Annotated in this window: 18 protein-coding genes and 1 riboswitch; of the genes, 12 read left to right on the top strand and 6 right to left on the bottom strand. The window is 48.7% G+C overall.

Annotation, left to right across the window (positions count from 1 at the left end):
* Positions 1 to 43: 43 nt before the first annotated feature.
* The 3 genes from J3L11_RS06060 to J3L11_RS06050 form a co-directional block, all read right to left on the bottom strand.
* Complete coding sequence (locus J3L11_RS06060; RefSeq protein ID WP_207570472.1) at positions 44 to 1144, bottom strand: succinylglutamate desuccinylase/aspartoacylase family protein; 1101 nt, start codon at positions 1142 to 1144, stop codon at positions 44 to 46.
* Entirely contained in the window at positions 1144 to 2511 is a 1368-nt protein-coding gene (gene lysC, locus J3L11_RS06055) for a lysine-sensitive aspartokinase 3 (RefSeq protein ID WP_207570471.1), read from the bottom strand. Before lysC ends, J3L11_RS06060 begins: the two co-directional genes overlap by 1 nt.
* Before the next feature lie 127 nt (positions 2512 to 2638).
* Positions 2639 to 2813, bottom strand: a riboswitch (Lysine riboswitch).
* 98 nt (positions 2814 to 2911) lie between these two features.
* On the bottom strand, positions 2912 to 3343 hold the full coding sequence (locus tag J3L11_RS06050) for a DUF3293 domain-containing protein (RefSeq protein WP_133037807.1): 432 nt from the start codon (positions 3341 to 3343) through the stop codon (positions 2912 to 2914).
* Positions 3344 to 3861: 518 nt separating this feature from the next.
* Between J3L11_RS06050 and arcA the strand changes: the two genes are divergently transcribed.
* Entirely contained in the window at positions 3862 to 4578 is a 717-nt protein-coding gene (gene arcA, locus J3L11_RS06045; RefSeq protein WP_207570470.1) for a two-component system response regulator ArcA, read from the top strand.
* Positions 4579 to 4697: 119 nt separating this feature from the next.
* Here arcA and fusA read toward each other — a convergent pair whose 3' ends face one another.
* Both fusA and J3L11_RS06035 read right to left on the bottom strand, forming a co-directional pair.
* Complete coding sequence (fusA, locus tag J3L11_RS06040; protein WP_133037809.1) at positions 4698 to 6785, bottom strand: elongation factor G; 2088 nt, start codon at positions 6783 to 6785, stop codon at positions 4698 to 4700.
* 439 nt (positions 6786 to 7224) lie between these two features.
* Positions 7225 to 11781: a biotin carboxylase N-terminal domain-containing protein gene (locus J3L11_RS06035; protein ID WP_207570469.1), complete on the bottom strand. Its 4557-nt coding sequence runs from the start codon at positions 11779 to 11781 to the stop codon at positions 7225 to 7227.
* Positions 11782 to 11908: 127 nt separating this feature from the next.
* Here J3L11_RS06035 and J3L11_RS06030 point away from each other — a divergent pair, with 127 nt between their 5' ends.
* The 11 genes from J3L11_RS06030 (at position 11909) to J3L11_RS05980 (ending at position 23080) form a co-directional block, all read left to right on the top strand.
* Positions 11909 to 12820 carry a LysR family transcriptional regulator gene (locus J3L11_RS06030; protein ID WP_133037811.1) on the top strand — a complete coding sequence of 304 codons (912 nt, stop codon included), beginning with the start codon at positions 11909 to 11911 and terminating at the stop codon, positions 12818 to 12820.
* Positions 12821 to 12937: 117 nt separating this feature from the next.
* Positions 12938 to 14086 (top strand): hypothetical protein, encoded by a 1149-nt coding sequence (locus tag J3L11_RS06025; protein ID WP_207570468.1) that lies wholly within the window; start codon positions 12938 to 12940, stop codon positions 14084 to 14086.
* 61 nt (positions 14087 to 14147) lie between these two features.
* Positions 14148 to 14690, top strand: coding sequence for a SprT family zinc-dependent metalloprotease (locus J3L11_RS06020; protein WP_207570467.1), 543 nt, complete (start codon positions 14148 to 14150; stop codon positions 14688 to 14690).
* A 134-nt stretch (positions 14691 to 14824) separates the two neighbouring features.
* Complete coding sequence (locus J3L11_RS06015) at positions 14825 to 15541, top strand: endonuclease (protein WP_207570511.1); 717 nt, start codon at positions 14825 to 14827, stop codon at positions 15539 to 15541.
* 18 nt (positions 15542 to 15559) lie between these two features.
* Complete coding sequence (rsmE, locus tag J3L11_RS06010) at positions 15560 to 16291, top strand: 16S rRNA (uracil(1498)-N(3))-methyltransferase (RefSeq protein ID WP_207570466.1); 732 nt, start codon at positions 15560 to 15562, stop codon at positions 16289 to 16291.
* 20 nt (positions 16292 to 16311) lie between these two features.
* The gene (gene gshB, locus J3L11_RS06005; protein WP_207570465.1) at positions 16312 to 17262 is read left to right on the top strand and encodes a glutathione synthase; all 951 of its coding nucleotides are present in this window, start codon (positions 16312 to 16314) and stop codon (positions 17260 to 17262) included.
* A gap of 81 nt (positions 17263 to 17343) precedes the next feature.
* The gene (locus J3L11_RS06000) at positions 17344 to 18645 is read left to right on the top strand and encodes an alkaline phosphatase (protein ID WP_242695119.1); all 1302 of its coding nucleotides are present in this window, start codon (positions 17344 to 17346) and stop codon (positions 18643 to 18645) included.
* Positions 18646 to 18763: 118 nt separating this feature from the next.
* Complete coding sequence (locus tag J3L11_RS05995; RefSeq protein ID WP_207570463.1) at positions 18764 to 19783, top strand: class I SAM-dependent methyltransferase; 1020 nt, start codon at positions 18764 to 18766, stop codon at positions 19781 to 19783.
* Positions 19784 to 19929: 146 nt separating this feature from the next.
* Complete coding sequence (locus J3L11_RS05990) at positions 19930 to 21600, top strand: FapA family protein (RefSeq protein WP_207570510.1); 1671 nt, start codon at positions 19930 to 19932, stop codon at positions 21598 to 21600.
* On the top strand, positions 21578 to 21931 hold the full coding sequence (locus J3L11_RS05985) for a DUF4144 family protein (protein ID WP_207570462.1): 354 nt from the start codon (positions 21578 to 21580) through the stop codon (positions 21929 to 21931). Before J3L11_RS05990 ends, J3L11_RS05985 begins: the two co-directional genes overlap by 23 nt.
* Before the next feature lie 63 nt (positions 21932 to 21994).
* The gene (locus tag J3L11_RS05980; protein WP_207570461.1) at positions 21995 to 23080 is read left to right on the top strand and encodes a site-2 protease family protein; all 1086 of its coding nucleotides are present in this window, start codon (positions 21995 to 21997) and stop codon (positions 23078 to 23080) included.
* Positions 23081 to 23130: 50 nt separating this feature from the next.
* Here the strand turns inward: J3L11_RS05980 and J3L11_RS05975 are convergent, their stop codons facing one another.
* Positions 23131 to 23976 carry a pirin family protein gene (locus J3L11_RS05975; protein ID WP_207570460.1) on the bottom strand — a complete coding sequence of 282 codons (846 nt, stop codon included), beginning with the start codon at positions 23974 to 23976 and terminating at the stop codon, positions 23131 to 23133.
* Positions 23977 to 24233 lie beyond the last annotated feature (257 nt).

The following is a 24233-nucleotide window of genomic DNA, read 5'->3' as shown; positions in this document are numbered from 1 at the left end:
AAATCAACCAACAGTAGGCTGCTAGGCAACCTACTGTTGCAACTCATGAAATTTCAGTTAGTTGGGTCATGATCTTATAAAGCTCTGTACCCTGCTGCACCGCTGCCGAGGCAAAGTGCAGAATGGCAGCACCCGCTTCTGGCGCTGTTAGTAGTTGCTCCTGCTCACTTTCGGGCAGATCCAAGCGCAACAAGCGCACCAGAGGGTCGCCTTGCTCTACCAGACTTCCTGGCGCGACCAGATACTGCACCAGTCCGGCTTGTGGCGCATGGAACTTGCGATAATTCTTCAAGTGAGTGCCATATCGTGGCATCTCTAGCGGGAGCAGGGGTTCAGCAATAACACCACGAACCGATAAAAACGCCAAAATACCTTGGGCATCCTGTTGCGCTTGCGCCATATCGATCAATTCCTGCTCTCCTAATTCCAGCGTAAAGGCTACCACTGGAATCTCGAATTGTCGGCCACAAGACGCCAGATAATCGCTCAGTCGCCACCAAGGACAGAAAATTGCCTCATCCATCGCCCCACCAAACAGGTTGGGAATGAACAAGGTAAACGGGATCGAAAACTGCATTGCTGCATGTCTTTGGTATTCGGGACAATACAGGTGGCGACAGGACTTAGGCCCGGTATGCAGATCCAAGGCAATATCCGCTTCAGTTGCCAGTAATTGCAGCGTATACGCTAGCCGTTGCCCGGTGGTGACTCCCCATGGACTTTGCAGTCGTGTTTGCAAATTGGCTATCAACGCCTGCCGATAGGCAGCAACCAACTCACGATCAGAATACCCTTGATGTTCCGACAACCAATGCGATAACGGCAACTGGTTATCAAGATACTGACGATTCCAGTTTTCACCGGTTATGGGGTCAAAACGGCCCAAGGTGAACTCACCGCTTTTCTGATTAATACCGAGCGGGTTTGCCAATGGCACTAAGGTTACATTGCCTTTGGGAGGATACTGCCGCAAATACCGCAGCAGTTGCAGTATCACGGTATTTCCCTGAACCTCTGCGCCATGCACATTGGCCTGGATATAGACTGAAGGTGCCGCGGGGTCACTACCGATAAATCGATACACTGGCACCGTCAGTGTCTGTCCGGCGGCAAGCTCGCCGACAGCCAGCAATTGTGGTTGCATCAGGCAGCCTCAGAAGTACATTCAAAAAGTGCTTGATGTAATGCAGCTACCACAGCAGCGGCTTCGGCTTCATGTACCAGTACACACAGATTGTGAGGACTGGCTCCCTGACAGATCAGCCTAACGTTGTGTGGCGCAAGCACCCCAAACACCTGCTGACAGATCCCAGGCGTTGATGCAATCCGGTTACCAATAATCGCTATCAGTGCCAGTTTATCTTCAACCCGTACCCGACAATGCTGCGATAACTCCTGCAGCAGAGCTTCCGTCAGCAATCCTTGGCCACTGGACTCTGAACCAGTTTTGTCCAGCGTCAGAGAGACGTTCACTTCAGAAGTCGTAATCAGATCTACAGAAATTTTATGACGAGCCAACGTAGCGAAGGTTTCCGCCAAAAAGCCTTGAGCATGTAGCATCTGCAAACTATGCAGATTCAGTAGTGTTTGATCGCGTCTTAAAGCAACCGCACGATATACTGGCGGATTTTCCACCTGATGCCGAATCCAAGTGCCCCCTTTTTCCGGCTCTTTGCTAGAGCCAACAAACACTTGGATCTGCTGTCTCACAGCCGGCAAAATGGTGGCCGGATGGAGCACTTTAGCTCCAAATGTCGCCATTTCAGCGGCTTCATTGAAGCTAATTTCGGGGATTGGTCTAGCATTAGGTGCCAAGCGGGGGTCTGTCGTATAGATCCCGGCAACATCAGTCCAAATCTCCACAGCGTCAGCATCTAAGGCTTCTGCCAGTAGCGCGGCCGAATAATCGCTGCCGCCACGCCCAAGTGTCGTCGTTTGTCCCTGCGCATCGGCACCAATAAAACCCTGAGTCACCAGCAATTGCTGCTTAAGCAGAGGCTGCAATTGCGCTTGAGATAAATGACGGATTTCCGCTATCTGCGGCTCTGCCTTGCCAAAATTACTGTCGGTACGTAATACCTGCCGCACATCAAAAGCACGGGCAATCGCGCCTTTTTCCCGTAAAACCGCCGCGAACAATACAGAAGAACATCGTTCACCTAATGAGAGTAACTCATCTATTAGCGCTTTATCGGTTTGTTGCAGTAATTGCTGACTCAAAACGTCGACACGCGTCAGCAAGGTATCAATCGTGGCAGCCACGTCATCGCTACGAGGCAACTGGTCAACAATGGCATATTGAATAGCGGCGATTTTTTTAAGTACCGCCAAACGCTGTGATTCGGTGACACCCGGTTGTGCCAGTTCCACTAACAGATTGGTCACGCCGCTGGAGGCGCTGACCACCACTAAACGAGTAGCAGAATTGGCAAGCACGATATCGGCACAACGTCCCATCGCAACATAATCAGCGACAGATGTACCACCAAATTTGGCAACCACTAAAGACATTAACACACCTCCGCTATCGCTGGAGGTAACAAGGAAAATTGCGTTGAATTCATGATCTGCTCCGAACAAATTTCGTTCGAAGAGCCTGGCGCTGATACAAAGGCACCCTGAGAAGGGAAAAGTGATCCTCACCAGAAGCTCTCCACCAAAAAAAGGTGACAGTCATCAGGATTCAGCCTGAACGACCGACCACAGGATCTGCCAATGATCCTGTAGCCTCGGCGTTAATCTCCCTCATGAACTGTCGCTGGAGAATGGCCTCCTCGAGTTCACTACCTAGTTAACGCTCCTCTTCTGTTTCCCCACTGATAACAGCGGGGAAGCTGACCTTAGCAACAATCGCCGACGGAAGTCAATGAGATTTTCAACGGTTGAAAATTTATCAACGGCAAACTGAAATTCAATCACAAATTTCAGGTAACTCAGAGACAATTCTGACATGTTGGCTGAAGTCACCTATCACTTGTTGCCGATCACCTGCCAAACAGGGGATCAGAGACAACACACCAGCATCCACATAGTAAAAAGCATTCTGCTGGTACTTTTTGGCAAGCGCAGTGGCTTGCGTCTTGCTGATAAATAAAGCCCAGCTCTTTTCCATATGGCTGAGATCGGTAGCGGCGCCAATAATCATCCTGTAGGGCACCCGCAATTGTTCAATATCGCATTGAAGTGCGCGATCTCGTAACCGATTCTGGCAAGGTTCCAGTACCTGCCCCAAGGGGTTATAAGCGGTGATTATTGCAAAAGGAGATGAAGCGGAAAGGGGCTGGCTCAATAAAAAGCAGCTATCGAGATAATGTTGCCACAGCTGTTCAAATACGTCGTCCATCAATCAGCAGCCTCTGAAGTAACCTGCGCTAGTTTAGCAAAAGCTTGGCGACTCACCTAGTCTCCGAAACATTGCGTTGTAAATTTGCTACTACTCTATGGTTTTTTGCTGACTTTCTGCTGAATGGCAGTTCCATTTGTTAACATTTCATTTGTTAACAAATGCACAATAAGAGTACAATGTCACCATCAATCACATTTCGGTCATGTTTATGTGGGCCGCCGGATACGGCAGTCACAGTGTCTGACCAAAACGCTCCGAGCCATCTAAAAGTCTCGGAGACAAATAAACTGGATATCCATGGAAATCAGGAACTAAATCTATCTTGGAGTATCTCAGTTAATACAATTCGCGTACCGGTAACAACCGTATGCCAAAATTCAACTAATCATGAAGTGCCGACGATGTAACTTGGTTTTCACCAATATGCAGGTATGAAGCCGTCAGGATTCATAGAACAACAACTGGACATGAGCTCCGCTCGTGGTTAGGACCATCTGATTTATTAGGTAAATGATATGCAGAACCCGCACATTCTTATCGTAGAAGACGAAGCCGTTACCCGTAACACGCTGAGAAGTATTTTCGAAGCCGAAGGATATGTTGTTACTGAAGCCAATGATGGCGCAGAAATGCATAAAGCCCTCCAAGATAACAAGATCAATCTGGTAGTTATGGATATCAATCTCCCCGGTAAGAACGGTCTATTACTTGCCAGGGAATTAAGGGAAATCAATAACATTGGTCTGATCTTCTTGACTGGTCGTGATAATGAAGTCGATAAGATCCTCGGTCTGGAAATCGGTGCCGATGATTACATCACTAAACCTTTTAACCCGCGTGAGCTGACTATCCGTGCTCGTAATCTGCTGACTCGCGTCACTACAGGTAGTTCAGAGCCGGAAGAGAAATCTACGGTTGAAAGCTATAAATTCGATGGCTGGAGTCTGGATATCAACAGTCGCTCGCTGGTAAGCCCTGAAGGCGAATCCTACAAGCTGCCACGGAGCGAATTCCGCGCTATGCTGCACTTCGTAGAGAATCCCGGCAAGATCCTCACCCGCGCAGAGCTACTGCTGAAAATGACCGGCCGCGAGCTGAAACCGCACGACCGTACCGTTGATGTGACTATCCGCCGCATTCGCAAACATTTTGAAAGCCACCAAGACACACCTGAAATTATCGCGACCATTCACGGTGAAGGTTATCGCTTCTGCGGTCACCTAGAAGCCTAACCATTTACTACTGCTGCATTGCCTATTAAGCCAGCCACCATGCTGGCTTTTTTATATTAGTTGTTTTGTTTAAAATAAAAAAACCGCCATACTGGCGGTTTTTTTATTAGCAGAAAACCTTATTTAGCGGCTTTCTTGGCTTTAGTTTCAGCGATTACTTTCTCTGAAACGTTAGCTGGACATGGAGAATAATGAGAGAACTCCATGGAGAACTGACCACGACCGGAAGTCATAGTACGCAGGTTACCGATGTAACCGAACATTTCAGCCAATGGCACATCAGCTTTAACGCGTACACCAGTCAGACCAGCTTCCTGATCCTTGATCATGCCGCGACGACGGTTCAAGTCACCGATCACGTCACCAACGTTAGCATCAGGTGTGAACACGTCAACCTTCATGATAGGTTCCAGCAGCTGTGGACCTGCTTTTGGCATTGTCTGGCGGAAAGCTGCTTTAGCGGCGATTTCAAACGCGATGGCAGAAGAGTCAACTGCGTGGTAAGCACCATCAATCAGCTCGACTTCTACGTCCAGCACAGGGAAGCCTGCCAGCGGACCTTCTTTCATCATGGATTCAAAACCAGATTCAACGGCTGGCCAGAATTCACGAGGTACGTTACCGCCCACAACTGAAGACACGAACTTGAAGCCAGTGTTGGCTTCACCTGGTTTGATGCGGTAATCAATCTTACCGTACTGACCAGAACCACCAGACTGTTTCTTGTGGGTGTAGCTATCTTCAACGGCTTTAGTGATCGTTTCACGATAAGCCACCTGTGGTGCACCTACGCTCAGTTCAACACCGTGAGTACGTTTCAGGATGTCGACTTTGATGTCCAGATGCAGTTCACCCATCCCTTTCAGAATGGTGTCGCCAGTTTCCTGGTCGGTTTCTACCTGGAATGATGGATCTTCAGCCACCATTTTACCCAGTGCGATACCCAGTTTTTCAGAAGCGCCTTTGTCCTTCGGAGTCACAGCGATAGAGATCACTGGATCTGGGAAGATCATAGGTTCCAAAGTACATTCGTGTTTAGGATCACACAGAGTGTGACCGGTCTGAACGTTTTTCATACCCACTACAGCGATAATATCACCGGCTTGTGCGTAATCGATTTCGCTACGGTCGTTTGCATGCATCATCACCATACGGCCGATACGTTCAGTCTTGCCAGTGGCACTGTTCAGTACTGTGTCACCTTTCTTCATCACACCTGAATAGATACGAACGAAGGTCAAGGCACCGAAACGGTCATCCATGATCTTGAATGCCAAAGCGCGCAGTGGTTCATCCACAGAAACAGTGGCAACTTCGCCAGTTTCTTCACCAGTTTCTGGATCAGTCAGAGGCTGAGGCACAACTTCAGTTGGTGATGGCAGGTAATCTACTACCGCATCCAGCAGCAACTGCATCCCTTTATTCTTGAATGCAGAACCACAGAATGTGGGGAAGAATGCCAGATTGATGGTGCCCTTACGGATACAACGTTTCAGGTCTTCAACAGAAGGTTCTTCACCTTCCATATAGGCTTCCATCAGATCATCATCTTGCTCAACGGCAGTTTCGATCATCTGTTCACGGTATTCTTCAACCAAATCCACCATGTCAGCAGGTACGTCTGTCACAGTGTAGTTTTCTGGCAAACCGGAGTCATCCCACACATAAGCTTTGCGAGTCAAGACATCGACTACGCCTGTGAATTCGTCTTCACGACCGATAGGCAGTGTCATCACCAGTGGAGTTGCTGCTAGAACACGTTTAATCTGACCAACAACACGCAGGAAGTCTGCGCCCATACGGTCCAGTTTGTTTACGAAGATCAGACGCGCTACTTCAGATTCGTTCGCATAACGCCAGTTGGTTTCGGACTGAGGTTCTACACCGCCGCTACCACAGAATACGCCAATACCGCCGTCCAATACTTTCAGTGAACGATAAACTTCAACGGTGAAGTCAACGTGCCCGGGGGTGTCGATAACGTTAAAACGGTGCTCTTTCCAAAAGCAAGTAGTCGCAGCTGACTGAATGGTAATACCACGTTCAGCTTCCTGCTCCATGAAGTCCATGGTTGAAGCGCCATCATGTACTTCACCTATTTTATGGATCTTACCAGTGAGTTTCAGGATACGCTCGGTGGTGGTAGTTTTACCCGCATCTACGTGAGCAAAAATACCAATATTTCTGTATTTCGATAAGTCAGTCATGATTCAACTTCATTATGAGTTAGTGAATAGGAGACGGAGTATGCCACTTCGTTGCTGCGACAGACGGAACCCCATAATTTAAGGCGCGTATTATAACACCGAAATCCCTGTATCCTGCAATGAGGAGTTTCAAATTTCACCAGTGCCTTAAAGACTAGCCCTGACTTTACCCAAATAACTATAAAAAATAGTTTATTTTTATGTAGTTAGCTTTATTTTGAAAACACAGAAATACGGATGTACTTACAGCCAGATCCCATATTCCCGCAAATAATGGAAACTTTTATGACATTTTTTGCCAGAACTGCCGTAATCCTGACAAACAAAAGGGTGAGGTTAACGCTCATTGACGAAACAGATGATAGTCAACAAAGATAGCCAAGCTAGTCATCAGACAAAGAAGCCCGCAGTTGCGGGCTTCTTTAACAACACTTTTTTTTTACTCGTCAACCGGTGATACGACGAACAACAAATCCCCTTGGGAAACCTGCTGCCCATTGCCATTAAGAATACGCTCAATACGGTATTTCTTGTCTTCCGGATACAAGACAGCGCCTTTGCGGTTGAAACCGGCCAGCGTCATTTGCGAGAACATCTTCATCGCTTCAGTCAGCGCCAGTGTCTGCTCAACAGTGACGATATCACCTTCTTTGACAAAATCGGCTTCACCGGGGGCGGGCGAGGTATAGAAAATACCAGCACCCTGCGCTAGCACTTTCAACTCATTAGATTCACCAACACGCAAAGATGCAGTATCCACCTTCTGAGTTTCAGCCGCCGCTTCCATTTCCGCAATCAGTGCCGGAATATCCAATTCAGCCATCAGGCGTGGCAGATAGTTAGTATCATAGACACCATCACGGAAAGTACGGTCACTGAGGATGCGTTTTAGTAATGGAATGTTAGTCGCAATACCCTTGATCACGACCCGATCCAGATAATCCAACATCTTGTTGATGGTGTCTTCACGGTCTTCACCATGAACAATGATTTGAGCAATCAGGCTGTCATAGTAAGGCGAAACTTCTTTACCTTCAGCAGCGATGGAGATCACTTCCACATTATCTTGTGGCGGCAAGACACACTCACTGATTAGGCCTGGATTTGGCACTAACTGTAATACCCCGTGGCTGTCCAACGCCGCTTTTTCTGCGGTCACGCGCACTTCAATGGCGTAGCCCAGCTCTTTTGGCTGCAGTTTCTCAATAGACCGACCTGCAGCAATATCGAACTGTGCGCTGACAATGTCGATACCAGAAGTGACTTCGGTGACTGGATGTTCCACCTGCAAACGAGTATTCATCTCCATGAAATAGACTTCGTTAGCATCTAAGTTGTAGATGTACTCTACGGTACCAGCACCGGTGTAATCAGTTGCGTTACCCAAAGCTTCGGTGTATTTCATTACCTTTTGCTTCAGCTCTTCCGGCAACATGGTAGAACCTGATTCTTCAATCACCTTCTGGTTATTGCGCTGTACTGAACAGTCGCGGATCCCCAACACTTTGGTATTACCAAAACGGTCACGCAGTAACTGTACTTCGATGTGACGCAGTGAGGTGACGTATTTTTCCAGGTACAGGTCACCGTTACCAAAAGCCGCGGCGGCTTCGGTGGATGTCTTCTGGAACAGACCTATCATCTCTTCCGGACGACGTACCACCTGAATACCCTTACCGCCCCCACCTTGTACGGCTTTCAGCAGTACCGGATAACCAATTTCACTGGCAACATTTACCGCCTGCTCGGCATTGGTCAGAATACCGTGTGAACCCGGCACCACCGGCACATTCTGGGACTGTGAGGTTTTAATTGCATTGGATTTGTTACCCATAGTCGTCATGGAGTTGACGCTAGGGCCCACAAAATTCACGCCATTATTAACACACAATGCAGCAAATTGCGGACTTTCAGAAAGGAAGCCAATCCCTGGGTGCAATGCATCTACTTTCTCATAGTCCGCTACACGCAATACGGAATAAGCATTGAGGTAAGATTCATCTGAAGTGTTACCACCAAGACATACCAGCTTATCGTTTTCATTCAGCATCTCTGCCGGAACAGCGGTCATATCAGGATCGGATGCCACCAGCACCACATTGATATTGTTATCATGCGCCTTGCGGATCAGTTTAACGGCAGTACAACCACGGGCGTGGATCAATACTTTATTGATCGGCTTCATCAGTGCGCGCGGGTCATCTTGGACGATCTCATCTGCGCTCGTTTCGTGGGTGGTTGCGACCAAGGAGGACAAAGCACCAGAAATGACATCTTCGACGCTCTCTGTTGGCATAGGCATTAACGGATCAATGCTTTGCAACTGTTCATCCAAGCTATCGCTGAACGGATTGCTCACCAGGCCGTTCATCGCCCCAGGGACTTTCGACAGATAGTTTGACAAGGTAGCGGTTGATGGCAGATAAGCGGGAACCACCATCTGACCAGCAAATGGCATATTAGTACCCGACATATAATATGTCTGCACCAACGGGTGAGTCACAAAAGAAGCCTGCGCACCACCGGTACAGTCGCCGAAACCAAACATTAGGACTGGCAGTTCATTATCACGGATGAAGCGGGTCAGACGATCATTCACTACCGCCATAGAAAACAGTGCGGCAGCCCCTTCTTTGGTCTGCATGCCACCGGAACTGATAAAACAGATCACCGGCATTTGGCGTTTAGCACACTCAATCAGCAGCGCCGAGAATTTTTCGGCACTGGCCATATCGAATGCGCCAGCCTGAAATGCGGTATTGGACACGGCGACACCGACACGAATCTTCTTACCGTTATGGTGGAAATTTGCTAAGCCGGTGATTAACCCACAGGGACGAATGCCTTTATCCAAGGCATCTTCAATAGATAAACGGAAACCTGGGAAATTCAGCGAATTGGCGGTCATCTTATCACCGTTCAGTTCATCAAACTTACTGAAGAACTTATCGATGATATTATTCCACGTCATATTGCCGGCTTTCTTCTCTTCACGCAGCACCTTCTGGATCAGCAGATCCTGATAGCCCATAGTGAGGCGGTTCCAGAAATCTTTGCGGCGGCCAATACGTACCGGGTTAATAGCGCCAGTGTATTGAGTGTTGTCGTCCTCGCTGTCGAAATATTCAGGCAACAAACGCTCAAAGAAGTAGGTCAAGACCACAAACAAACTGTTGTTCAGCTGTGGGAAGCCAACACTTTTCCACTGTTCGGTCTTAGTGAGCAATTCGGCACGGTTAGACTGAGACATAAAATATTTCAGCCACTTATAGAACTTACTCTTATCATTAGCGGTATCTTGGGTCGAAATCGCACGGTCGATAGACTTATGCAGCAAACCGTCCACCGATGCACGAGACAAGCTCTTGTTCATCATGGCTTCTTTTGCAATAGACGCCAAGTTACCCACCACATTGTCGTACAATGCGTTGAAGATCAGGATGTTGTAACATTGCCAGATAAAGTCTTCACGCAACTCTTCATTAACAACCACATCCAGCAACGTCAGTTGGTTTAATTCCGGCCACGGGGTCTGAGTCACTTCTGCTGGCAACGTTTCCAGGTAATGGATCAAGCCTTTAAAGTTATTGGCAGCGTTACTCTTCCAGCGGTGATACAAGCTCCAACCAATGTTGAACAACAGCGCCTTACGGGCTTTTTTATAGTTCTCTTTCGGTTCACCCAAAATCAAGCGTGTCAGCATGTTACGTTCTGTGGAAATATCATCACGCTTGGCGATGAAATTATTCCACAACTTAGCAAGCTCTTCGTCGTATACCAGTTTGTCTGGATTCGATAACCAAGATTGGAATACCTTTTCCTGTTCTTTCTGGATACGTGCCCGTAGATCGCCTTCGGGAACACTGACCTTCGACAGACGACCATACTGTTCCATCGAAATAGAATGAATACGGCTGCGCGCAGTCAGATAGCGCAAATAACGGTAAGCACTGCCGAACAGGTTAAGATGCATTGTCGGGCTGCTGGCCAGTGACATATGTACGGCGTTTTCCAGCGCCTGCAAGTTTTTTGAAGGGTATAAGAAACGGTTAAGGCTACGTTTGTAGTGCTCACGCAGATCTTCTGACTCTTTCACAAAAGCAACTGCAGCGCGTTCTACCGCTTCGATACCACTGATGATAGCGCGGCGCAAATTATGCTGACGCTCATCGCGATCTGATGGCGAGAAATCGATAATGCCGTCAATACAACCGGTGGTGTATAGCTCTTCCGGCGACACCCCAACGGATTTAGCACATTCCTGCCAAGAAAGGTTGTATTTACGAGCAATACTCTGCAGCCCTTGAGGCTGGATAGTGTTGAAAATACCGTCTCGGACCGACAACAAGATGTTAGCAGCGGCCAAGGGAATTGCCCCACCGGAATAACCGGCACCAATGACAATACCAATGGTTGGCACGTCCACGTTGGCGCTTTCTGCTATCGCACGGGAGATTGAATGAGCCTGATTATGGCTGTTAGCCAGTTCACCAGCATCAGCCCCCGGAGTGTCGATGAAGTATACAATTGGCATCGACAGTTCAGCGAAATGGCGAATAGCCTCACAACACATTAGATGATGTTCAGGCATCCAAGCGCCATTTGCAGTAGTGCGTTCTTGGGCAATAAAGCCGACGCGGCGGCTGCGGCCACCAAAATTCAATTCAACTTCTGCGGAATAGAAAGGTCCATTGTGTTTTTCAACAATCATCTTACCTTTCAGATCGGCAATAATACGTTTGGCACCGGGACGATTTTTGTCGAGAGTCGGCTGGATTACCTTGGCAACGTAGCCATCCACGTCCAACTGCGCCAGTGTCTTGAGATTACTTTGGATGTCATCGTCATCCAACAGTCCGTTGATTTCGTCAGACAGACTTTGCTTACTATGCTCGGGAAATAGAGAGAAGTCCTTGGCCAGATGTTCTGCATGTAAAAACAATGGATCCGGCGCTTGGGCTTGAGTCGAGTTTTCGGGCTGCTTATTGGTGCTCATCAAAAAGATCCTCTGCTAAGCCTCTAAATTATATATGTACAGCCGCTAAATATAACTTTGTTATCAGCTGAATTACCATTAAACTGCCTTGGACGCTTTGTTCCATTTTTGAGACAGTCAGAAAAATATGCCAGATTTGAATGGGATGCTGCTATTTGCTGCAGTGGTCAGAGCAGAAGGTTTCTCCCAAGCAGCACGTGATACCGGGCTACCCAAATCCACCATCAGCCGCAAAATCGCTCAGCTCGAACAGGAGCTTGGCGTGCGCCTGCTGCAACGTAATACCCGCTCAATCAGTCTGACGCAGGTTGGCGCTTTATTCTACCAGCATTGCCAGACAATCTGTAATGAAGTTGAAGCAGCGCAGGCGACCATTGAAAACACCCACAATGACGTATCTGGACTGTTACGCATTGCGATTCCGGTATCTTTCAGCCAAGAAGTCATCGCCAACCTCTGCAGTGGCTTTATGCGCTTATATCCGGCAGTGGAACTAGACGTACAGTTCACGGATGGTGAGGTGGGATTAGTAGGTGAAGGTTATGATATCGCCATCAAATATGGCCCATTACAGTCTTCTGACATGGTCGCCCGTCTTTTATTTGAACGTCAGCCCATACTGGTTGCCAGCCCCGGTTATCTCAAAGCTCATGGCACGCCAGCCACCCCCAAGGATTTGGCACAGCACGATGGAATTCTGATGGGCACGCTGCGTTCAGCGCCCATCTGGCCGCTGGGAAAAGGCAACCGCAAGACGATGGCGAGTTTTCGGCGTAAAGCCAGAGTCAACAGCGCCGCCATGGTGAAGCAACTGGCGTTGGATGACTTTGGTATCGCCATGGTCTCTCACGCTGTGTGTAAAAATGAACTGGCACGCGGCGCGTTAGTGCCACTGTTACAGGAATGGCCAATCGAGCCTTTCAAAGTTTATGGGGTATATTCCAGCCGTCGCCAACTGGCAACCAATATCAGCGTATTTTTGGATTTCTTTACCAAACGTTTTAATAGCCAAGAGTCACTACAGTCACTGATGGTATAAGCCATTAGTCAGTCTTGGAAAATCCTGATGTTTTGTTGGCGCTCGTCTGTGACTGGTGCATACTTAATTTCAATGATTAGATCACTGACTTATAACAATATATTCAAAGGAACTGTCATGTTAAAGCTCTGCCCCACCCTTGGCCTGCTGACTACGTTATTGTTGCCATTGTCGGTGACTGCTGGTGTTGAAGAAGATCGACTGCCAAAAGCCGAACAAGCCATGCCTGATGTCATCAGCCGCTATAGCGCCATTGTTAATGATTTAAGTGATAAATATCAGCGGCAGAAAAACGAGTTAAAAGTCACACAGATGGTCGCCCACGAGGGACAACGTTTATGGCAGCAAGCGGTTCGAGATGTCAGCTCTGGTCATTATGATGATCGCTCGTTGTACTGGAGTCGACTACAGATGCGCACGTTGCTGCAACGACAACAACCAGCATTCGGTATCGCTGACTGGCAGCGCGAGATCCTAACTAAAGCGGTTGAAAAAGCCTCTCGCGGTTTCAGCGACATCAATTACGCCGATGATGCCCAGATTAAAATTCTGCTGACTGGCTTTGATCCTTTCTTCCTAGACCGTCATATTGAGCAAAGCAATCCTTCCGGAATGGCAGCATTGGCATTGGACGGCTACCGTTTTCAAGTCAATGGTAAGCAGGTACAGATAGAAACGGTGATGATCCCGGTGCGTTTTGCTGATTTTGATGCCGGCATTATCGAATCACTGTTGACGCCAATCTATCGAGACAATCGCGTCAATATGGTTGTCACCGTCAGTATGGGGCGCAACGATTTTGATATTGAACGTTTTCCGGGCCGAAACCGTTCAGCCAAAGCACCAGATAACCGCAATGTCATGACTGGAGCTGATAAAGAACATCCGCAGCCACCGAAACTGGACGGCAAGACGCTGAATGGGCCTGAATTTGTTGAATTTTCACTCCCCGTTGCCGCCATTCAAACGGTGAAGGGGCAATGGAAAATCAATGATAACCACACAGTCACAACCTTGCAGCGAGGCACGTTTGTCGCCAATAGCCTAAGTGAATTGCAAAACAGCACCGCGGTTGAAGGTTCCGGTGGTGGGTATCTGTCCAATGAAATATCGTACCGAGCCATATTACTGCAACAGCAACTGGGTAGCCGTATCGCTACAGGGCATATTCATACACCACGGCTGGCGGGTTACGATGCCCAAACAGAACAACAGATGATCGTTCAGCTCAAAGCCATGTTGACGGCAGCGGCGGCCACATTGTAGTTTTACCCCTAAGATGCGGGCACCGCCCGCATAATATTTCTAAGTGCGGTACCTGTAGTTTATGTGGCATATCTTTTCCAACCGTTCCTCCCAGGTGGAGGTTGCAGCAACCACCGCTGTGTTATCCACGCTTGAGCAGCAGTTGCTGCAAGCCGTCGAGCAGTGTTATCAATTAGCAGAAAAGCGCTTACAGCGCAGCTTCCCGCGACCGCAAGTAAACTTCAAGCTTAGAGGCAAGGCCGCGGGTACCGCACATCTGCAATTGAACAAGCTGAGATTCCATCCGGTATTGCTCAGAGAAAATCCTGAAACATTTATTCGGGAAGTAGTACCGCATGAAATCTGCCATCTGTTGTGTTACCAACTTTATGGCAAAGTCAAACCCCATGGCGCTGAATGGAAACAACTGATGCAGCAGATTTTTCACTTGCCAGGCAAGACTACACATCAGTTTGACACGACCTCGGTGACCCCCAAGGGTAAGCGTTATCACTGCGCATGTGGTGACATTGAGCTAACGTTGCGCCGCCACAATAAAATCGTTCGTGGACAAGCACGTTACCGCTGCCGCAGTTGTGGACAATGGTTGCAACCGGCGGCATAGTGCAGCCAATTGCCAATAACCACAGCTTCTTTTACTATCTGCGCCACTATTACAAGCCCGAGTTAGTTACATCACGCTCTGGCATTAAGCGGTACTTTTAGGGGAACAGATTGATCTTTATACGCCTCAGGCAACTGTTGGTGCCAATCCTGCTGTTATTTATTTGTCAACAGGCACGGGCCGAACGCGCAGATAACTTTCACGAGGCAAAACGTCAAGCTAAGCAGCTATATGCCAAGCTGACAGTCAATAATACCTTTTACTGTGGCTGCCGCATCGACACACAACAGAAGAAATGGCAACCTGACTGGCATTCCTGCGGTTTTCAGCCACGAAAGCAACCCGCTCGGGCGGCTAGGATTGAATGGGAACATATTGTACCCGCTTGGGAATTTGGACATCAACTGCAATGCTGGCAGCAAGGCGGTCGCAAGAACTGCGAACGCAGCAGCAAGCAGTTCAATCTGATGGAAGCCGATTTGCATAATCTGGTGCCCGCCATTGGTGAAGTGAACGGTGATCGTTCTAATTACCGCTTTAGCCAGTGGAATGCTAGCGCCGGGCAGTATGGCAAGTGCGAAATGGTGGTAGATTTTAAAAATCATAAAGTTCAGCCACCGGGGCGAGCCAGAGGGGCAATTGCCCGAACTTACCTGTATATGCATGATACTTATCAGTTGCAACTAGCTGCGGCCCAACAAAAATTATTCACTGCCTGGAATCATCAATATCCGGTCAGCGAAGACGAATGTCGCCGCGATGATGCCGTTGCCAAAGTGCAGGGAAATCACAACATCTATGTACAATCACGCTGTTTACGTGGTGCTATTTCCGGCAAAATAGCGCAGTAATTTACCCAGGAACACACTATGAGAGTCCCGAGAGTTTATCATAGAGGCAATGTTGTCATCGGCCAGCAGCTTCAGTTGGATGAGGAAGCGGCGGCTCATATCGGCCGAGTATTACGGATGAGCACAGACGAAGAGATCTGCTTGTTCAACGGCGACGGCAAAGATTACTTGGCGCAGATCCAACAGGCTAATAAGAAATCAGTAACGGTAACGGTCCTTTCTGCGCAAGCCAATACCACGGAATCCCCCTTGCAAATTCATCTCGGACAAGTTATCTCCCGAGGCGACAGAATGGACTTCACGTTACAGAAATCGGTAGAACTGGGCGTCAACATCATCACACCGTTATTTTCAGAACGTTGCGGCGTCAAACTTACTGGCGAACGCCTAGAGAAAAAAATCCAACAGTGGCAAAAAATAGTCATCAGTGCCTGTGAGCAGTGTGGCCGCAGTGAGATACCCTTAGTTCGTCCGGCGGTGGAACTAACAGATTGGTGCGCTGAAAACGATGACGCATTAAAACTGAACCTGCATCCACGCGCCAGTCATGGTATTAATGGGTTAACGTTGCCCAATCATAAAATCAGATTGTTGATTGGTCCTGAAGGCGGCTTATCTGACCAGGAAATTGCAATGACCGAACAACAAAACTTCACCGAAGTGCTACTGGGGCCTAGAGTGCTGCGTACCGAAACCGCCGCGATGACAGCCATTACCGCCTTACAATTACGTTTTGGTGATTTGGGGTAATCCCAATAAAGGAAAGCAAAATGATTAAACTCGGCATCCTGATGGATCCCATCAAAGACATCAATATCAAAAAAGACACCAGTTTCGCCATGCTGTTGGCGGCGCAAAAGCGCGGTTATCAGCTGTACTACATGGAGATGCAGGATTTGGCGTTGATTTCCGGTACGCCGGTAGCCAGTATGCGTAGCGTCAGCGTGCGTCAGGATCCCCACGACTGGTTCACTTTAGGCGAGCGCCAAGAACTGCCACTCAGTGACCTTGATGTTATTCTGATGCGCAAAGACCCGCCGTTTGACACCGAATACATTTACGCCACTTATATGCTGGAACGCGCTGAAGAAGCAGGAGTGTTGATTGTCAACAAGCCTCAGAGCCTGCGCGATGCCAACGAAAAATTGTTTACTGCTTGGTTCAGCGAATTCACTCCTATCACCTTGGTAACGCGCGATGCCATGCGTATCCGTGAGTTTCATCGTCAGCATGGCGATATTATCCTGAAACCCCTCGATGGCATGGGCGGCACTTCGATTTTCCGAGTGAAACAGGATGATCCCAACGTCGGGGTAATCATCGAAACACTGACTCATTATGGTCACAACTACGCAATGGCGCAGGTATATATCCCGCAAATCACCCAAGGCGACAAACGTATTTTAGTGATTGATGGCGAGCCGGTGCCCTATTGTCTAGCGCGCATTCCCAAGCAGGGTGAAACCCGCGGCAACTTGGCCGCAGGCGGTTCTGGCGTCGCCCAGCCCTTGTCAGAAAGTGACTGGAAAATCGCCAGAGCCCTAGGACCTGAGCTAAAGAAACGAGGATTAATTTTTGTGGGGCTAGATGTCATTGGCGACAAACTCACAGAAATCAATGTTACCAGTCCCACCTGTGTTCGCGAAATTGAAGCCGCTTTTGACGTGGATATCACTGGCATGCTGATGGACGCGATTGAGCGTCGTATCAGCCAGCAATAACAAGGATTTACAATGAAGTTCAAACAACTGTCGGCACTAGCGCTAGCGTTGTTATTGCCGTTTACGGCGCTTGCCGAGGATATGTTGGCCCCCGCTCTGGCTCCGTCACGCCCTAAAAATGTGATTATCATGATCGGTGATGGCATGGGCCCGGCATATACCACGGCTTATCGCTATTTCAAGGACAATCCGGATACAGAAGAAGTGGAACAGACAGTGTTTGACCGCTTGTTGGTTGGCATGGCCAGCACTTATCCGGCCAGAGTCAGTGGCTATGTCACTGACTCTGCCGCAGCGGCAACGGCGCTGGCAACTGGCAGCAAAAGCTATAATGGGGCAATTTCAGTAGACCTGCAAAAACAACCACTGGAAACCATTATGGAACGGGCCAAAAAACGCGGGCTCAGCACTGGTGTGGCAGTAACCTGTCAGGTGAACCATGCCACACCAGCCGCTTTTTTAAGCCACAATGAAAGCCGCAAAAATTATGATGAGATTGCCGCAACCTATATCAATACCGATGCGGACGTGTTGCTCGGTGGCGGTCAGAAATATTTCACCACGCCAATGTTAGAGGCTTTCCGCAACAAAGGTTATCAGGTAATTAACGATTTCAACCTGTTACAGAATGTCACCCAACCTAAAGTGTTAGGACTGTTTGCAGACGTGCAACTGCCTTGGGCGGTGGATGAACCCGATGCCCATCGGCTCAGTACCATGACCAACAAAGCCCTAGCGTTATTGTCACAGAACCCCCAAGGCTTTGTGTTGATGGTAGAAGGCAGCCAGATTGACTGGGCAGGCCACGACAATGACATCGTCGCAGCGATGGGTGAGATGGATGAATTTGCCCACGCGGTAGAAGCCGTCGAACAGTATGTACGCAGCCATCCTGATACTCTGATGGTTGTTACGGCCGATCACAATACCGGGGGTATGTCGATTGGCCGCGATGATAAATATGCTTGGTATCCGGAAGTGATTAAAGCGGTTAAAGCCAGTCCAGAAACGCTGGCGGCCAAAGCGTTGGCAGATGATAACTGGCCGCAGCTCCTCGCTGATGGGTTGGGATTTGCTATCGATGATGAACTCAAAGCGCGTTTTGATCATGCCAGAATGCAGGGCAAAGATGTGCTGGCGCAAGCCATCAAGCACGAAATTGACCTGCGCTCCAACACCGGCTGGACTACCGGGGGTCACACGGGGGTCGACGTACAGGTATTTGCAACTGGTCCCGGCGCAGAGTTATTTATCGGTAATCAGGACAATACTGATATTGCCAACAAACTGGTCAGCCTGTTGCCTAAGCCCAAAAAGGCTACGGCGGCAAGCGTGCCCGTGCCTGCAGCGGCACCAGCCGACGCCCCTGTTTCTGCTAACTGAGATTAACCGCATTGCCGCTGACAAGAGCAGCCACTGGCTGCTCTTTTGCTATCACATTCCCTTCAGGATGCCGCTTTGGCTATAATGGCCGCCTTTCAATCAAAACGGGATTCTGCCAGTGCTGACCGCTCCCTCTCAGCTAATATTACGTAACAGTGAACATGTCCGCGGCAAAGTACTTTTGCTTAATCACGAAAGTGACTTGTGCGCTGTTGAATTGCAGAAAGACTGCGATTCCGTCACCGCGCTGGCGCTGGACTTCAATCATTATTTAGCTCTGCAAGCCGCTGGGGCAAAAGTTACCTGTTATTTTGGCCATCAGTTACCACAGGCAGACACCTTCGACACCGTCGTTATCTACTACCCAAAAGCCAAAGCCCTGATGGGATATTTGCTGCAACTGGCCGCAGTCTATCTTAGCAACGGCGGTCAGTTATTAGTCGTTGGGGAAAATAAGGGCGGTATTCGCGCTTTTGATAAGCAGCAGAGCGATCATTTCTCATCCGCCAGAAAGCGCGACAACGCCCGCCATTGCTTACTTTACACCGCTGAGCGTAACCACACCCTAGCACAACTGAATATCGAACCGTTTCTCAGTCGCTACCAACTGTCCACCGCAAATGGGACATTGACTATTTGTAATATGGTAGGTGTATTCAGCGAAAAACAGCTGGATCAAGGCACTGAGTTATTACTGCAACACTTGCCATCACTAAACGGCCGAGTACTGGACTTTGGCTGTGGTGCCGGAGTGATCAGCGCAGCACTATTGCTGCAGAACCCGCAATTGCAGCTGGAATGTGTCGACATCAACGCATTGGCATTGCTTGCTTGTGAACATACGCTAGCGGCCAATGGCTTCAGCGCCCGAGTTTATCCATCTGATGGATTGGCACAGGTCACGGGAGCGTTTGACGGCATTATTTCCAATCCGCCATTCCATGACGGCCTCAACAGCACCACCGATATCGCCACCAGCTTTGTCGCCGATAGCCGCCGTCGCCTCAAATCAGGAGGCATCTGGCAGATCGTTGCCAACCGGCATTTGCCTTATGCCGACACCATTGTCCGCCATTTTGGTGAAGTGAATATCATCGCTGAGACCAGTAAGTACAAGGTCTATCGTAATCGCACTTGAGCAAAAAAAGCACAGTTTGCGACATTGACAACAGATTTCAGGTAACGTTAGATGTTTGTTATTAAAAGGGTTCGTTGACCGGAAAAGTATTGATATACTCGGACAGGATCACATAAAACTATAATGAAATTACCTTGGATAACATCATGCTGGCGCCAGAACTGCTCCACCTAAGCAGCGATAGTCAGTTCGCTGAATTAAGGATTGTCCCCCAAAAACACGGACCTATTACCGAGGAATCGTTACGGCAACTATTAACGCTGCCGGAATTTGCATCACTCTTCCCGCTTGAACAAGCGATCAAAACAGCGGTGAAAGATGTCAACAACCTGTCGGTAAAGGATGAAGGCTGTCATGAACTTTTCTTCCGCATTGCTGAGCGGTGTGACGGCAAAATTACCTTAGAGACCACCAAAGATAAAATGCAAGCCAGCATGACCCTCGTTGCACCTTGGGGAGGGAAAGCCGTTAGTTTGCCAGAGGTTTTACAACAGCTCAAACAACAGAATATCTGTATGGGGCTGTCAAAACAAAAAATTGAAGCACTGTTAAATGCAGCAGGCAAACTGCGCCCGGGAGAGAGTGTTAGCGGCGTGATTGCGGTAGGCCGACCCGTCGTCAATGGTACCCACGCCAAACTTGAACGTAAAGTACCGCTGGCCAGAGAGCGCTTGTTACAGCCTCAAGAACGTGAAGATGGCACGGTGGATATGCGCAATCTTGGCTCAGTGGTAATGGTGCGTCCCAAAGATCTACTGATGGTAAAGATACCGGCTACTGACGGCGTGAACGGTTACAACGTCAATGGCGAAATTATCCCGGCCAAAGCAGGGAAAGACCTTGAACTGAAAGCGGGTGTCGGCACCGAAATATCCCCCACCAATCCCACCATGCTGCTGGCAACGGCAGCAGGCCAGCCGGTGGAATTTCGTGACGGTATGCAAGTCGACGATGTACTGCAAATTAAAGATGTAGATGTTGGCTATGGCAATGTAGATTTCAAAGGCAGCGTACTTATCAGTGGCGATGTTTGTGAAGGCATGCGGGTACGCAGTTCCGGTGATATCACGGTAATGGGCTTTGTGGAATCCGCCACTCTTGAGGCGGATGGTGACATTACTGTCAGTAAAGGGGTTCTCGGAAGGCAGTTGGGTGGCAATGAACTATCAACCCACTTACACGCCAAAGGACAGATTTCAGCCCAGTTTGTGCAATATTCACACTTACAGTGTTTAGGCAACGTGTTGGTGACCAAGCAGTTGCTGCATAGTCATACCGAAACTGACGCCAAGCTCATCGTCAGCGACAGCAGTGGTCGTCGCGGTGATTTGGTCGGTGGTTGGGTAAAAGCGGAACAAGGGATCCAGGCCGTCACCATCGGCGCGACCGCCGACACCAAAACCGAACTCTATTGTGCGATGCGGTTGGACGAGCAGAAACTTAAGCTTAAAGAGCTGGACGAAAGTATCCGACAGCTAGTAGTGACCAAACTAGACATGGAAGCGCGCCTAAGGAAACTTCCGCCCAAAGCTGAATGGCAACAGGATGCTGTGATGATAGAGCAGGTCAAGATGATGCTGGAGCAAAAGCATACCATTGACGCCGAACTGACACGGGAAGAAGCAGAAGCTGACACAGTGCGTAACGACAGCGACAATTACTACCATCGCAACCATATCGAAGTAAAACGCCATATGTATGCCAATGTGGAAATACACATTGGCGGGGCCCAACATAAAACCCAGCGAGAACACGGTCCTTGCATTATTGAAAATCAAGGCGCAGAAATTACCTTTGACTACAGTAACCGAAACTGACGCAGCAGCAATGCCCCACTGGCCAGCACTGTTGCACCAGCAAAATGTTGATGAATTGCTGTACTTGGAGAATAACCAAGACTGGGAACAGCTCTTGGCTGCGTCGTATTTGCTCAACTTAGGCGACCGGTTAGTGGACAGCGCAGGAACCATCTGGGGGTTAACCTTTCGCAATAGACAGGTGCAACTGCTCATGTCAGGAATGATACCGCTGAGTGAATTACAACAGCTGATACAAGCTCACGCGCTGTTGGATGGCGGCTGTTGCGTCAGCAAACTGCAGATAAATTCCGTTACTGAAGCCATACAATTCGTTAAATCTCTGTCCTAAACACTTCTGTTATGGCATAGCAATGTGCATAATCGCCCTCAAGTTACTGAATGACGGAACGTCATGGAATTATTAAATATTGAATGTCTCGGGAAACCGCTGCGACTTGAAGCGTCGCTAGCGGGCTGGCAACAACTATTCTGGGATGGGCAACTGGTTTCACAAAAGACGGCTGGCAGCGACAATGAAGGACTAAAAGTCCATGTATTTCAACTGCATCAACAAGACAAAGCGCAACCTATAGAGGTACGTCTGGAAACGGATATCCGCTGGCAACCTTTTGTGCTGGATTATCGGCTACAGGTCGATGATGACATCTACGCACAAGGCCGCCGTACAGAAAAGGATATGGAGCGCCAAAGCCCACCACCACAGGCTAAGGCCACAAAACCCGGGACTTTGGGCTTGTTATCTTTGGCGTTTAAGTTATTTAAGAGTGCCAAAGTCATTAAAGTGGTGCTGGCCGGTGCCAGCATTGCCGCCTACTCTTGGTTATTCTCATTCCAGTTTGCCTTAGCGTTGTTGGTATGTCTGATGTTTCACGAGTACGGACATATCCGAGCCATGAAGTATTTTGGGATGAAAACCAAAGGTATCTACCTTATTCCATTCATGGGTGGACTGGCGTTGTCGGATGATAAAATCAATACGCGCTGGCAAGATGTGGTCATTTCGATGATGGGGCCATTTTTTGGCTTGCTGCTATCACTGGTTGCGCTACTGATATATCACCTGACGGCCAATCCGTTTTTTGCAGCCTTAGCGGGCTTCAATGCACTATTAAACCTGTTTAACCTGTTACCTGTGTTGCCTCTGGATGGCGGTCATGCCATCAAAAGTATCAGTTTTTCACAAAACCGCATTATGGGTTTGGTTATCTGCTGTGCCGGTTTAGTATTGGGCGTTTATCTTAGTTACCGTCTGGGGCTAACACTGCTGGGGTTCCTGCTGGCCATCGGTGGACTGGAGATTATTGCGGAGTGGAAACAACGGCTCAACAGCCATTTGATCCCTCTGGATCGCTACGGGCAGGTTGTTTCTGCCACCTGGTATTTGATCACCGTGATCGCGCTGGTAGGCGTTATCTGGCATTTAGCCGGCAGTGGTGATGGCATGTTGGGATTGCCGTTACAGATATTGCAAAGCTAGCGGTAATAGGAGTAACAAGACCGGAAACGCCGGTCTTGTTACTTTGGTAATCACACTATTTCACCAAACTGACCACTTTGATAATCACTGATGGCCTGCATAATTTCCGCCTGAGTATTCATCACAAAAGGCCCCATTTGTACGACTTTTTCACCGATAGCATTGCCTGCAAGCAATAACATCCCGGCAGTTTCATCAGCGGCATGCAATTGCAATGGAGCCTTTGGATCCAAAAGCAACATATTGCCAGCATCGACCTCGCCGCCCCCAGAAAGCTGTAACCTGCCCTGATAAAGATATAGCGCCACAGTACTGTACTGTGACAAATCAAGTTGAGATATTGCTCCGGCGGGTAATGTCAGATCGGCAATCGCACCATTAGCCGCCAACCCCATTAATGGCGCATCAGCGGACTCACTGCCATATTGCCAATGCCCAGCCAGTAAATATAACTGCCCATTTCCATCCGATAGTGTTGCATGTTCACTATTCCCAGAGTCCTGATATTGCGGATGGCGCATCTTGTCCTTGGCGGGCATATTGAGCCATATCTGAAAACCATGCAGTCCGCTGTCAGCATCCGCCAACGGCATTTCAGAATGAACCACGCCACGGCCCGTGCTCATCCATTGCACTTTGCCGGCGCGGATTGCCCGTACGTTACCCAACTGGTCACGATGCTCGAAACCGCCCTGACGAATATAGGTAAAAGTTTCCATACCTCGGTGGGGGTGAGCCGGAAATCCACCGATATAATCCTTGGCATCATCCGAGCGGATCTCATCTAACATCAGATACGGATCCAGTGCCAACCGCTGGAAATCAGCAACTCGCATAATATTGACCCCGTCTCCGTCGCGGCTGGGCACCGCCCGCAACTGTTGAATGACTTTCATAGTACGACTCCTGATAATTGCAACTGGTTACCAGCTTAGTCGTATACCGATAGCACGAAAAGCAACATTTCCGGTTGGAAATTTTCTATTTAATTGAACTATCTTGCCTGCAGTTTGATAGGGCCCCCAATTCAGGAGATAGCAAATCATCTATATCGCCCAACATTTTCGGACTAAATATAAATTTTTATAGCTGTCCCATATTTACATTTAATAATGATATAAATCACACATTAACAACTGCGAATATATAAGAA

The organism is Shewanella sp. 4t3-1-2LB, from assembly GCF_017368415.1.
GTDB lineage: Bacteria > Pseudomonadota > Gammaproteobacteria > Enterobacterales > Shewanellaceae > Shewanella > Shewanella fodinae.
Note: the sequence above shows the minus strand (reverse complement) of the source record. Positions and strands in the feature narration are given on the sequence as shown.

Bases quoted from the DNA above. Each gene is read 5' to 3' on its own strand.
- J3L11_RS06000 (WP_242695119.1), top strand. From the start codon at position 17,344: ATGTTGGCCCCCGCTCTGGCTCCGTCACGCCCTAAAAATGTGATTATC.
- fusA (WP_133037809.1), bottom strand. From the start codon at position 6,785: ATGACTGACTTATCGAAATACAGAAATATTGGTATTTTTGCTCACGTA.
- J3L11_RS05975 (WP_207570460.1), bottom strand. From the start codon at position 23,976: ATGAAAGTCATTCAACAGTTGCGGGCGGTGCCCAGCCGCGACGGAGAC.
- J3L11_RS06020 (WP_207570467.1), top strand. From the start codon at position 14,148: ATGTGGCATATCTTTTCCAACCGTTCCTCCCAGGTGGAGGTTGCAGCA.
- J3L11_RS06050 (WP_133037807.1), bottom strand. From the start codon at position 3,343: ATGGACGACGTATTTGAACAGCTGTGGCAACATTATCTCGATAGCTGC.
- gshB (WP_207570465.1), top strand. From the start codon at position 16,312: ATGATTAAACTCGGCATCCTGATGGATCCCATCAAAGACATCAATATC.
- arcA (WP_207570470.1), top strand. From the start codon at position 3,862: ATGCAGAACCCGCACATTCTTATCGTAGAAGACGAAGCCGTTACCCGT.
- J3L11_RS06060 (WP_207570472.1), bottom strand. From the start codon at position 1,144: ATGCAACCACAATTGCTGGCTGTCGGCGAGCTTGCCGCCGGACAGACA.
- J3L11_RS06030 (WP_133037811.1), top strand. From the start codon at position 11,909: ATGCCAGATTTGAATGGGATGCTGCTATTTGCTGCAGTGGTCAGAGCA.
- J3L11_RS06025 (WP_207570468.1), top strand. From the start codon at position 12,938: ATGTTAAAGCTCTGCCCCACCCTTGGCCTGCTGACTACGTTATTGTTG.
- J3L11_RS05980 (WP_207570461.1), top strand. From the start codon at position 21,995: ATGGAATTATTAAATATTGAATGTCTCGGGAAACCGCTGCGACTTGAA.
- J3L11_RS06035 (WP_207570469.1), bottom strand. From the start codon at position 11,781: ATGAGCACCAATAAGCAGCCCGAAAACTCGACTCAAGCCCAAGCGCCG.
- lysC (WP_207570471.1), bottom strand. From the start codon at position 2,511: ATGTCTTTAGTGGTTGCCAAATTTGGTGGTACATCTGTCGCTGATTAT.
- J3L11_RS05990 (WP_207570510.1), top strand. From the start codon at position 19,930: ATGCTGGCGCCAGAACTGCTCCACCTAAGCAGCGATAGTCAGTTCGCT.
- rsmE (WP_207570466.1), top strand. From the start codon at position 15,560: ATGAGAGTCCCGAGAGTTTATCATAGAGGCAATGTTGTCATCGGCCAG.